The following is a 369-nucleotide window of genomic DNA, read 5'->3' as shown; positions in this document are numbered from 1 at the left end:
GACCGGTGACATCGACTGCGATGTCGTCGTGATCGGCGGCGGCGGGGGCGGCATGTCGGCCGCCATCCGCCTCGCCGGGAAGGGCGTCGACGTGGTGCTCCTCGAGGCGCAGACCCTCGGCTGGGGCGCCAGTTCCCGCAACGCCGGATACATCACGAACTCGGTCGCCGCCGATCCGGAGCTGTTGGGTTTTCTGCTGAGGCGCGAGCGGCTGCGCGACCTCTACCGGTACGCCGAGAACGCGGTGCACTTCGCCGAGGACGCCATCACCCACTACGGGATCGACTGCGGATACCAGCAGGAGGGCATCGTGATGGCCGCCGTGTCCAAGGGGCAGCTGCGGCACGCGCGCCGCAATGCGAAGGTCAT

The 369-nt window shown here is 69.1% G+C and carries 1 protein-coding gene; it reads left to right on the top strand.

What is annotated here, in order from left to right:
* Nucleotides 1–369 (top strand): FAD-binding oxidoreductase (locus CJ177_RS46595; RefSeq protein WP_143548840.1); only part of this gene is annotated, 369 nt, incomplete at both ends.

It is taken from the genome of Rhodococcus sp. ACPA1 (assembly GCF_002300195.1).
Lineage (GTDB): Bacteria > Actinomycetota > Actinomycetes > Mycobacteriales > Mycobacteriaceae > Rhodococcus_F > Rhodococcus_F opacus.
Note: the sequence above shows the minus strand (reverse complement) of the source record. Positions and strands in the feature narration are given on the sequence as shown.